The organism is Cryobacterium melibiosiphilum (genome assembly GCF_003602235.1).
GTDB classification, from domain to species: Bacteria; Actinomycetota; Actinomycetes; order Actinomycetales; family Microbacteriaceae; genus Cryobacterium; species Cryobacterium melibiosiphilum.
In genome coordinates, this window is sequence record NZ_QZVS01000068.1 from 40,327 (window position 1) to 52,069 (window position 11,743).

Genomic DNA, 11,743 nt, shown 5'->3' on the forward strand with positions numbered 1-11,743 from the left:
CCCTTCCACCCGCGCGAAGATCCCGCGAGTGAGCACTTTCTGCACTTCCCGCGCGCGGGAAGTGCAGAAAGTGCTCACTCGCGAGGGGGTTGGACTCGTGTTCTAAGCTCGGGTCATGACTAACGCGCAGAAGACGACCGGAACCGGCGCAGTGTCGCGCCCGGCGACCCCCATCGACCAGATCGCTGAAGACTGGGTCGACACCTTCGTCGACCTCGACCCCACGGTCGGCACCTACATCGGCCGCACCGAGGGCGACGGCCGCTTCGGCGACTTCTCGCCCGCCGGCCACGAGCGGTACATCGCCGAGGCCACCAAGGTCATCGCCGCCCTCGACGCGGCGCCCGTGGTCGACGACGTCGACCGTGTCACCCAGACCGACCTGCGCGCGACCCTGGCGCTCGAGGTCGAAAGCTTTGCCGCGAACCTGCACCTGCGCGACCTGAACGTGATCGCCTCGCCGGCCCAGGGCATCCGTGAAATTTTCGACCTCATGCCCACGAAGACGGTCGCCGACTGGAGCAATATCTCCTCGCGGCTCGGTGCCGTGCCGGCGGCCGTCGACGGGTACATCGAGACCCTGAAGCTGGGCATCGACAAAGGCGTCACGCCGGCCCGTCGCCAGGTACTCGAGGTGCTCGCCCAGGTGCAGCGCCACGCGGCCAACGACGGCTTCTTTGCCGAGTTCGCCGCCGAAGCCAGCCTCGAGACGGGCACGCTGCCCGCATCGCTCGCCAACGACCTCGGCCTGGGCGCGAGGCGCTCGGCGCTCGCGTTCGAGAAGCTGGGTGATTTTCTGCGCGGCGAGCTGGCACCCGTGGCCACCGAGGCGGATGCCGTCGGCCGCGACCACTACGCCCTCACCTCCCGCCAGTTCCTCGGCGCCACCATCGACCTCGACGAGACCTATGAGTGGGGCGTCGACGAGCTCGCCCGCATGGTCAGCGAGCAGGAAAGCGTGGCCCGCCAGATCCTGCCCGGCGCGACCGTGCTCGAAGCCATCGCCTTTCTCGACACCGACGCGAGCCGCAAACTGCACGGCACCGACGCGCTGCAGAAGTGGATGCAGGAAACCAGCGACAAGGCCGTCGCCGCCCTCGCCGGCACCCAGTTCGACATTCCCGACGAGATCAAGGCCATCGAGTGCATGATCGCCCCCACCCAGGAGGGCGGGATCTACTACACCGGCCCGACGGACGACTTCTCCCGCCCCGGCCGCATGTGGTGGTCCGTTCCGGTCGGTGTCACCGAGTTCGACACCTGGCGTGAGCTGACGACCGTCTACCACGAGGGCGTTCCCGGCCACCACCTGCAGATCGGGCAGGCCGTGTACAACCGCGCGAAGCTCAACACCTGGCGCCGCCAGCTGGCCGGCACCTCGGGACACGCCGAAGGCTGGGCGCTCTACGCGGAACGCCTGATGGAGCAGCTCGGCTACCTCGACGATCCGGCCGACCGCCTCGGCATGCTCGACGGGCAGCGGATGCGCGCCGCCCGCGTCGTGCTCGACATCGGCGTGCACCTCGGCAAGCAGCGCCCCGACGGCGGGGGCGTGTGGACCGCCGACTACGCCTTCGAGTTTCTCGGCCAGAACGTCAACATGAACGACGGCTTCGTGAAGTTCGAGGTGAACCGGTACCTCGGCTGGCCCGGCCAGGCCCCGTCGTACAAGGTGGGGCAGCGCATCTGGGAGCAGCTGCGCGACGAGAGCGCCGCACGCGAGGGGGCGAACTTCTCCATCAAGGAGTTCCACCGTCGGGCGCTCGACCTCGGCGGCGTCGGACTCGACACCCTGCGATCTGCGCTGGCCTAGGCGCGGCGGGGTCGCGTTCCCCGAGCGGGGGCCAGCGACGTCCGCGGTGGGCATATATGCATCGGTAGGCTGAACGGGTGCGTCCCGCTGCGTCGTCCCCGAACGAGCCCAGCACTGTATCCCCGGGGGCCGTTCCGGCCCGACCGCAATGCCGGTCGAAACGCCGCCGCCCCCTGATCGATCGGCCGGGCATCCGCCTTCTGTTCCTGGCTCCGGGCGGGGCCTCGCTGCTGCTCGGGCTGTACGCGGCGACGGCCCTGCTCGGCTTCGACGTGCCGCCGCTGGCCGACCGCCTCGCGGCTTCCCACGGCGCCCTCATGGTGTTCGGCTTCGTCGGCACCCTGATCGTGCTCGAGCGGGCCGTCGCCATCAAGAAATGGTGGGCCTTCACCGCCCCGGCGCTGCTCGGCCTCGGCAGCCTGCTCGTGCTGGCACCGCTGCCGACCTGGATCGGTCGCACCGCGATCGTGCTCGGCGCGGTCGGTCTGCTGCTGATCTACCGCACCATCTGGCACCGCCAGGCGATGACCGCGACAGCGATCCAGTTTCTCGGCGGCGTCACCCTCGTGGTCGCCGCGCTCCTCTGGCTCGCCGACGTTCCGGTCGCCCACCTGATCCCAGCGTTCAGCGCCTTCCTCGTGCTCACCATCGCCGGTGAACGCCTCGAATTGGCGCGGCTGTCGCTGCGCGGCAGCCACCCCGGCCGCAGCTTGCTCTGGGCGTCGCTCTCGCTGACCGGATGCGTCGCGCTCGCCCTCTGCGTGCCGGCCTTCGGCTATCCCCTCTTCGGTTTTTCCGTGTTGTGGGTGGTGTCCTGGCTCGTGCGGCACGACGTCGCCCGCCGCACCCTGCGCGGGGCGGGCCTGCCGCGCTACATGGCGGCGTGCCTGCTGAGCGGCTACGCCTGGCTGGTCGTCGCCGGCGCAATCTGGCTCCTCGGCGGCGCGGCCACGAGCGGCCCGGCCTACGACGCGGTCATCCACGCGGTGCTGCTCGGCTTCACCCTGTCGATGATCATGGCGCACGCCCCCGTCATCCTGCCCGCCGTGCTGCGCCGCCCGCTGCCGTATCGGCCGATCATGTACCTTCCCGTCGCGCTGCTGCACGCCTCCCAGGTGCTCCGGGTGCTGTTCGGTGATGCCTATGGGGTGCCCGCAATGCTGCAGCTCGGCGGGTCGCTCAACATCACTGCGCTGTTGTTGTTCATCGTCATCGCCGTCGCCTCGTTGGTGCGGGGGCCGGCAAAAAAAGCACACGTCGCCGGCGCAGCGCGGAGAGCCCGCGTATGAGTCCCGTGGCAGCCCGAGTGCACGCCCGCCGCACGTGGTACTTGCAGACCAACGCCGTCGTCGTTGGCTGGCTGGTCGTGCTCGGCATCACGGTGCTCTCACACCAGAGGGTTCCTGGCGCGGACTGGCTGATGGTGCACCTGCTTCTGCTCGGCGCCATGAGCACGGCGATCCTGATCTGGAGCCAGCACTTCGCCGACACCCTGGTGCGCCGTCCGGCCCTCAGCGGTCGTCGGTCGCTGATCATCCGCCTGGCCGGGCACACGCTCGGAGCGCTCCTGGTGCTGGCCGGCATGACCGTGAACGTCTTCCCGCTGGTGCTCGCCGGCGGTGTCCTTGTCGGAGCGGTCGCCGTGTTGCACGCCGTGTTGCTCGGCCGCGAGCTGCGCCGGGCGAAAGCGACCCGGTTCGGCTCGCTCGTGCGTTATTACGTTGCCGCCGCGGCCAGCCTTGCCGTCGGAGTGGCCCTCGGCGTCTGGATGGCCGGCCCCGCGACCGGCCCGGACCTGCACGCCCGCCTGTACCTGGCCCATATCGCCCTGAACGTGTTCGGCTGGGTCGGCCTGACCGCGGTCGGCACCCTGCTGCTGCTCTGGCCCACCGTGCTGCGCACCCGCCTCGGTGAGGGAACGGATGCCGCCGCCCGCACCGCGCTGCCGCTGCTGGCCGGCGGCGTGCTGGTGATTGCCGGCGCGAGCCTGGCCGGCCTGCCCCTGGGCGCGGCCGCCGGAACCCTCGTCTACCTGCTCGGCCTGGTACCCGTGGTGCGGGAAGCCGTGCGCCAGGCCCGCCAGGCCCCGCCGACGACGTTCGCCGGCTGGAGCCTTGCCGCATCGCTGGCCTGGCTCGCGTTCAGCGTCGGCGGGTTGGGCCTGATCGTGGCCACCGCGTCGACCCCGACGGATGCCCTCACTCGCCTCGGCTGGCTCCTGATCCCGCTGCTCGCCGGTTTCGCCGTGCAACTACTGCTGGGGGCCCTGAGCTACCTCGTGCCGATGGTCTCCGGCGGCGGGCCGCAGGCAGGCAAGGCCGCCGCGGCCGAGCTCGACCGGGCACCGCTGTTTCGCCTGCTCGTCGTCAACGGCGGAGTCGTGCTGTACCTGTTGCCGCTTCCGAGCCTGGTCAAGGTCGCGCTGTCTCTGCTGGTCTTCGGAGTGCTGTTGAGCTTCCTGGTGTTGCTGGTGCGCGCGGTCAGGGCGGGCGGTCGCATCCGCTCGCGCGCCACGACCCCCGCGGTGCCGGTGCTGGCCGACCGGCTCGCTGCCGTGCGTGCCGCGCCCGCACCGCGCCGTACCCGGAGCGGCATGGCCGTAGCCGCGATCGGCGCGCTGGTGCTCGCCGTCACCGCGGGCGTCGCCCTCGACCCGGTCGCGGCCGGGGTCGGTTCCACCTCGGTCAGTAGCACCGTCGTCCCGTCTCCCGCCGCCTCCGCCGTCGACCTCGACACCGAGCCCGCGCCCGGATTCGAGGCCCGCGACGCCGCCCTGCCGCCCGCTTCGAACGACACCCACCACGACTACACCCTCCGCGTCGGCGACACCGAGGTCGAGGTCTCGCCCGGCGTGACCCAGACGCAGTCGACGTTCAACGGCACCACGCCCGGGCCGACGCTGCGTGGCACGGTCGGCGACACCTTCACGATCACCCTCGTCAACGACGCAACCACCGGCCAGGCGCTCGACTTCCAAGCCGGAGCCCTCGCCCCCGACGGCCCGATGCGCACGATCGAACCGGGCGAGACCGTTGAATACTCCTTCACCGCGACCCGGTCGGGAATCTGGCTCTACGACTGCTCGAGCACCGAATCAACCACGCCGAAATCCGGCACCGGCATGTTCGGGGCGCTCGTCATCGACCCGGCCGGCCTCGACCCGGTCGACCGCGAGTACCTGCTCGTGCAGTCCGAGTTCTATCCGGGGACTCACGGTGGCAGGGCCGAGTCCGAAGAGGCCGCCGCCCCCGACCTCGTCGTCTTCAACGGTTTTGCCGACCAGTATCAGCATCAGCCGCTGACCGCGAGGGTGGGGGAGCGCATCCGCTTCTGGGTGCTCGACGCGGGGCCGAATCTGGCGAGTTCCTTCCACATCGTGGGCGGTCAGTTCGACACGGTCTACTCCGAGGGGGACTACCTGCTGCGTGCGGGCGGCAGCACCGGCACCGGCGGCAGCCAGGCGCTCAGCCTCGCGCCGGCGCAGGGTGGCTTTGTCGAGCTGAGTTTTCCCGAATCCGGCACCTATTCCTTCCTCACTCACGCGATGGCGGATGCCGAACGCGGCGCGAGCGGGTCGGTCCTCGTCGTTCCGTAGCAGGCGGGGGCGGTGGCGAGCCTGCAACTTGGCTGGATGTCGAGTTGCCGCTCGTCTCCGCGGGCAGCTAGCATAGAGTGTCACGTTTGTGACGAACTATCCGTTGCCATATGCGGAGCAAAAACCTGATTCGATCGCTGATTCTTTCTGCATGTGGCCCGAGCTATGTCCATCCTGGAGCAACTACTACATGACAATCGCAACGACCGAACGGGCACCCAAGCAGGTCGCCATCAACGACATTGGATCTGCTGAAGACTTTCTTGCCGCGGTCGAAAAGACTCTGAAATTCTTCAACGACGGAGACCTCATCGAAGGCACCGTTGTGAAGATCGACCGCGACGAGGTTCTCCTCGACGTCGGCTACAAGACCGAGGGTGTCATCCCCTCCCGCGAACTTTCCATCAAGCACGACGTTGACCCTTCCGAGGTTGTCAAGGTCGGCGACCTGGTCGAGGCCCTCGTTCTTCAGAAGGAAGACAAAGAAGGCCGCCTCATCCTCTCGAAGAAGCGCGCTCAGTACGAGCGTGCATGGGGCGATGTTGAGAAGATCAAGGAGGCCGACGGTGTTGTCACCGGTTCGGTCATCGAGGTCGTCAAGGGTGGACTCATCGTCGACATCGGCCTTCGTGGCTTCCTGCCGGCATCCCTCATTGAGCTGCGTCGCGTTCGCGACCTGACCCCGTACCTGGGCCAGGAAATCGAAGCGAAGATCCTCGAGCTCGACAAGAACCGCAACAACGTTGTGCTGTCTCGTCGTGCCCTTCTCGAGCAGACTCAGTCCGAGAGCCGCACCACGTTCCTCAACAACCTCCAGAAGGGACAGGTCCGCAAGGGCATCGTCTCCTCGATCGTCAACTTCGGTGCGTTCGTCGACCTCGGCGGCGTCGATGGTCTGGTTCACGTTTCCGAGCTGTCCTGGAAGCACATTGAGCACGCCAGCGAGGTTGTCGAAGTTGGCCAGGAAGTCACCGTCGAGATCCTCGAGGTTGACCTGGACCGCGAGCGCGTGTCCCTGTCGCTCAAGGCCACGCAGGAAGACCCGTGGCAGGTCTTCGCCCGCACCCACGCCATCGGCCAGGTTGCACCGGGTAAGGTCACCAAGCTCGTTCCGTTCGGCGCGTTCGTTCGCGTTGCCGAGGGCATCGAGGGACTCGTTCACATCAGCGAACTGTCCGGCAAGCACGTTGAGCTCGCCGAGCAGGTTGTCTCGGTCGGCGACGAGGTGTTCGTCAAGGTCATCGACATCGACCTCGAGCGTCGTCGCATCTCGCTGAGCCTCAAGCAGGCCAACGATGGTGTCGACCCCGAGGGCACCGAGTTCGACCCGGCACTCTACGGAATGCTCACCGAGTACGACGACCAGGGCAACTACAAGTACCCGGAAGGTTTCGACTCGGAGACCAACGAGTGGCGCGAGGGCTTCGACTCCCAGCGCGAGAAATGGGAGCAGGACTACGCTGCAGCCCAGGCTCGCTGGGAAGCGCACAAGAAGCAGGTTGCATCCTCGAACGACGAGATCACCGCCGTCGGCGATGTCGCGTCCGCCGCGGGCAACACGTTCTCGAGCGAAGCTGCCGGAGCCGGCACCCTCGCCGACGACGAGGCGCTTGCCGCTCTGCGCGAGAAGCTCAGCAGCAGCAACTAGTCAGTACTGACTGGTAGCTACTCACTGGTAGGTACTCACTGGTAGGTACCAAGTAGCACATCAAGCAGGCCGGACCCTTCGGGGCCCGGCCTGCTTTTTCGTGCCCGCGCGAGGGGTCTGAGCCTTGAGGCGCGGACTTCGTGCCTTCCCAGGCACTAGGAAGGCACGAAGTCCGCATTTCACTGCCGCCAGCAGCGGATGCCGCGCCGAGGCCTCGGTACCATGAAGGCATGTACCTTATCGGCCTCACCGGCGGCATCGCCTCGGGCAAATCCTTCGTCGCCGCGCGCCTCGCCGAGTACGGCGCCGTGCACATCGATGCCGACCAGCTCGCCCGGATCGTGGTCGAGCCGGGTACTCCCGCCCTCGATGCGATAGCCGACGAGTTCGGCGAGGGCATCCTTCGCCCCGACGGCACTCTCGACCGACCAGCCCTCGGCGCGATCATCTTCGCCGACGAGGAACGCCGCGAACGGCTGAACGCCATCGTGCATCCCGCCGTCTGGCAGCGCACCGGCGAGCTGATCGCCGAGGCCGAGGTTCTCGACCCGCACGCCGTCGTCGTCTACGACGTACCGTTGCTCGCGGAAGCCGCCGAAGATCGCCGGCTGGCCTTCGACCTCATCGTCGTCGTGCGGGCGAGCACCGAAACCCGCGTTCAGCGCATGATCGATACCCGCGGCATGACCCGAGCCGGCGCCCTCGAACGTATCCAGGCCCAGGCGACGGATGCCGAGCGCCTCGCCCTGGCCGATGTCGTGATCGACAATGACGGCGACCGGGTGGCCACCCTGCAGCAGATCGACGCCCTCTGGCACCGCGTCTCCGCCTCCGCGCAGGCGTCCTGAGCCAGGCGTCCATGCACGGCTTTGTCGGTGGTGTTTTGTAGACTAGTCGGATGGAAGCCACCCGCTCAGTCAATCCCTTCGAGGTCGTCAGCGAGTACACGCCGAGCGGTGACCAGCCGACCGCGATCGCCGACCTCGCGTCCCGCATCCAAGCCGGTGAAACCGATATCGTGCTGCTCGGCGCGACCGGTACCGGCAAGTCGGCGACGACGGCCTGGCTGATCGAGCAGGTGCAGCGCCCGACGCTCGTGCTCGCGCACAACAAGACGCTCGCCGCGCAGCTCGTCAACGAGTTTCGCGACCTGATGCCGAACAACGCGGTCGAGTACTTCGTGTCTTACTACGACTACTACCAGCCCGAGGCCTACGTGCCCCAGACCGACACCTTCATCGAGAAGGATTCCTCGATCAACGAGGAGGTCGAGCGGCTGCGGCACTCCACCACCAACTCCCTGCTCAGCCGCCGCGATGTCATCGTCGTCTCCACCGTCTCCTGCATCTACGGCCTCGGCACCCCCGAGGGGTACATGGAGGCCATGATCGCGCTGCAGGTCGGGCAGAAGGTCAGTCGGGACTGGCTGATCCGCAAGTTCGTGGCCATGCAGTACCAGCGCAACGACGTCGACTTCTCCCGCGGCAACTTCCGGGTGCGCGGCGACACCATCGAGATCATCCCGATGTACGAAGAACTCGCCATTCGCATCGAGATGTTCGGTGACGAGATCGAGGCGCTGCACAGCCTGCATCCGCTCACCGGCGACATCGTGCGCACCCTCGACTCGGTCGCCGTGTTTCCCGGCTCGCACTATGTCGCGAGCACCGAGACGATGCAGCGCGCGATCGGCACCATCAAAGAAGAACTCGCCGAACGCCTCGAGGAGCTCGAACGCGAGGGCAAGCTGCTCGAAGCCCAGCGACTGCGCATGCGCACCACCTTCGACCTCGAGATGATGGAACAGATCGGGTTCTGCTCCGGCATCGAGAACTACTCCCGGCACATCGACGCTCGGGAGGCGGGGGAGGCCCCGCACTGCCTGCTCGACTATTTTCCGGATGACTTCCTCATGGTCATCGACGAATCCCACGTCACCGTGCCGCAGATCGGCGCCATGTACGAGGGCGACTCGAGCCGCAAGCGCACCCTCGTCGATCACGGCTTTCGGCTGCCGAGCGCCCTCGACAACCGGCCGCTCAAGTTCAACGAGTTCAAGAACCGGGTTGGCCAGACCGTCTACCTGTCGGCGACGCCCGGCAAATATGAGATGGGCATCGCCGACGGCATCGTCGAGCAGATCATCCGCCCGACCGGCCTGATCGACCCACAGATCATCGTGAAGCCCAGCAAGGGACAGATCGACGACCTGCTCGAGGAGATCCGCAAGCGCGTCGAACTGAACGAGCGGGTGCTCGTCACGACGCTGACCAAGAAGATGGCCGAGAACCTCACCGACTTCCTCACCGAAGCTGGCGTGCGGGTGCGCTACCTGCACTCCGACGTCGACACCCTGCGCCGCGTCGAACTGCTGACGGAGCTGCGGGCCGGCATCTACGACGTACTCGTGGGCATCAACCTGCTGCGGGAGGGCCTCGACCTGCCCGAGGTCTCGCTCGTGGCGATCCTCGACGCCGACAAGGAGGGATTCCTGCGCTCGGCGACGTCGCTCATCCAGACCATCGGCCGTGCCGCCCGCAACGTGTCGGGTGAGGTGCACATGTATGCCGACCGGCTCACCGCGTCGATGGAGAAAGCCATCGACGAGACCGACCGGCGCCGCGAGAAGCAGGTCGCCTACAACGCCCTGCACGGCATCGACCCGACCCCGCTGCGTAAGCGCATCGGCGACATCACCGAGGCCCTGGCCCGTGAAGGCGCCGACACCGCCGAGCTGCTCGCCAGCCGCGACGCCAAGGGGCGCAAGAACGCCGCCACCAAGCGCGTGGGCCTGGCCGCGAACGGCGCCAACGACCTCGAGTCGATCATCGCCGACCTCAACGGGCAGATGCTCGAGGCCGCCGGCGAGCTCAAGTTCGAACTCGCCGCCCGCCTGCGCGACGAGCTCGGCGAGCTCAAGCGCGAACTGCGCCAGATGGAGAAGGCCGGCCACCTGCAGTAGCCCGCCGAGTCGGGTGGCGGCACTCGTCAGGTCTGGTGGCACTCGTTCTGTCGGGTGCCGCGAGAGCTAACGAGTGCCGCGAGAGCGGATGCCCCGCCCAGGTCCCGGATTCGCGGCACGAACCTCAGTCGACGACCGCCCGGTTGCTGAAGCCGGTGCGTTTGCCGCCGGCCGTGAGCGCCGCGCCGACCGCGACGAGCGCGGGCAGGGCCAGCACCATCAGGGTCAGCTGCAGCCACGGCGGGGCGAACGGCAGGATCGACACACCCAGCGCGTCCCGGGTCAGCGAGAGGGCGAGCGACGGCATCAATCCCAGCAGCACCCCGATCAGACTTCCCAGACCCACGACCACGACGGCCTGCCAGAACCCGAAGGCTCGTCGCACCCACGGCGATGCGCCGAGCGAGCGGAGCACCGCGCTGTCGCGGTGCCCGTCGGCGCGGCCCAGCCCGATAGTGATCGTCGCCGTGACCAGGGCGATGATCGCGGTGAGCGCCAGCAGCGCCCAGCTCCAGGTCGCTCCATACGCGTCGGGGCCCGCCTCCACCGTGAGGGACATGTCCTGGGACACGGCGGCGAGCGCCGCCTGTGCCTGGTCAAGCTCTGCCACGGTGGGGGGCGCGTCGAGGCTGCTGACCGCCACCGTCGGGCGATAGTCGAGACCCACTGCATCCGCGGTCGACGGAAGCATGAATATCGCGTAGGGCAGCGGATGCTCCGGCTTCTGCACGCTGCCGGCGAGCGTCAGGCTGCGGGTCGGCTCCTCGGAGGTGTTGAGCGCAGTCAGCCAGTCCAGCCGGATCCGGTCGTCGGCGAGGTACTCGTCGTACGTGCTGACGGCGCCTCCCGCGGCCAGCGTCTGCCGCGACTGGGCGGAGACCGGCATGCCGAGAATCGCGGCCAGGTCGTCGACGTCCCCGACCCAGATGTGGTCGTCCCGGGCTCCGTTGGCTACGTCGAGGTAGTACGGGGTCGGGCAGCGGATGTCCGCGGGGAATTCCTGCGCGCCGCTTCCCGTGCGGTCGGCGTCGGTCGGGCACAGTGCTGCCGGATCGATACGGGGGTAGGGCAGCGCGGGCGCGACAGCCGCGCCGTCGGTCGCCTCTCCGGGCGCCGTGAACCCCGGAAACGGTTGCTCGACGCTGCTCAGTAGCCGCGCCTGACCGCTCGGAAAGCTGGCGTCGAGGGCGGCAGCAACTTCCGGGCCCGTGCTCTGCACCACGTACTCGAATGCGGGCTCCTCTTCGAAGACGTTCAGGCTCACGACCGCGGTGTTCAGCGGAGCGGTATAGGTATAGGTTCGGGTCGAATTGATCTCGAGCGACGCCTGCAGGCTCATCACGAACGTGGCCACGAAGACGCAACTCATGATCGCCGCGAGTGCCGGACCGCTGCGTCCGGGATTGCGTGCGACATCACGGGTCGAGAGCCGCGCACCGGGTCCCCACCGCGACGCCACCTCCGCGGCCCGGCGCAGAATGCCGGGAGCGAGGAACACGGCCCCGATCTGCATCAGTACCGGGCCGGCAATGATGAGGCTGACTCCCACCGCGGACTGACCGCCGCGGTAGATCGTTCCGTACGCGGCGAGCTGCACCAGCCCGCCGATGACGGTGATGCTCGCTCCGACGATGAGCAGGACCACCGCGACAACCGGGCGGCGGCGCCTGACGCGCGGCGGGCGCTGGGCGCCGCGCAGGGCCGCGAGCACGTCGATCCGGCCGG

At 68.1% G+C, this 11,743-nt stretch carries 7 protein-coding genes; 6 read left to right on the forward strand and 1 reads right to left on the reverse strand.

From position 1 onward, the window contains the following. Positions 1-115 precede the first annotated feature (115 nt). The 6 genes from D6T64_RS05715 (at position 116) to uvrB (ending at position 10,018) form a co-directional block, all read left to right on the forward strand. Positions 116-1,813 carry a DUF885 domain-containing protein gene (locus D6T64_RS05715; protein ID WP_119972980.1) on the forward strand — a complete coding sequence of 566 codons (1,698 nt, stop codon included), beginning with the start codon at positions 116-118 and terminating at the stop codon, positions 1,811-1,813. Between the two features lie 77 nt (positions 1,814-1,890). Continuing rightward, a complete protein-coding gene (locus D6T64_RS05720; RefSeq protein WP_233550849.1) occupies positions 1,891-3,102 on the forward strand; it encodes a hypothetical protein in 1,212 nt (403 codons plus the stop codon). Continuing rightward, positions 3,099-5,408, forward strand: a complete 2,310-nt coding sequence (locus D6T64_RS23405) for a multicopper oxidase domain-containing protein (RefSeq protein WP_119972985.1) — start codon at positions 3,099-3,101, stop codon at positions 5,406-5,408. The genes D6T64_RS05720 and D6T64_RS23405 overlap by 4 nt, the downstream gene beginning before the upstream one ends. A 190-nt stretch (positions 5,409-5,598) precedes the next feature. Further along, the gene (rpsA, locus tag D6T64_RS05730; protein WP_119972989.1) at positions 5,599-7,056 is read left to right on the forward strand and encodes a 30S ribosomal protein S1; all 1,458 of its coding nucleotides are present in this window, start codon (positions 5,599-5,601) and stop codon (positions 7,054-7,056) included. A gap of 230 nt (positions 7,057-7,286) precedes the next feature. Continuing rightward, a complete protein-coding gene (gene coaE / locus D6T64_RS05735; protein ID WP_119972992.1) occupies positions 7,287-7,904 on the forward strand; it encodes a dephospho-CoA kinase in 618 nt (205 codons plus the stop codon). 50 nt (positions 7,905-7,954) lie between these two features. Next, positions 7,955-10,018: an excinuclease ABC subunit UvrB gene (uvrB, locus tag D6T64_RS05740; RefSeq protein WP_119972995.1), complete on the forward strand. Its 2,064-nt coding sequence runs from the start codon at positions 7,955-7,957 to the stop codon at positions 10,016-10,018. A gap of 124 nt (positions 10,019-10,142) precedes the next feature. Here uvrB and D6T64_RS22535 read toward each other — a convergent pair. Beyond that, on the reverse strand, positions 10,143-11,743 hold a 1,601-nt coding region (locus D6T64_RS22535; RefSeq protein ID WP_158594823.1), incomplete at its 5' end, for a hypothetical protein.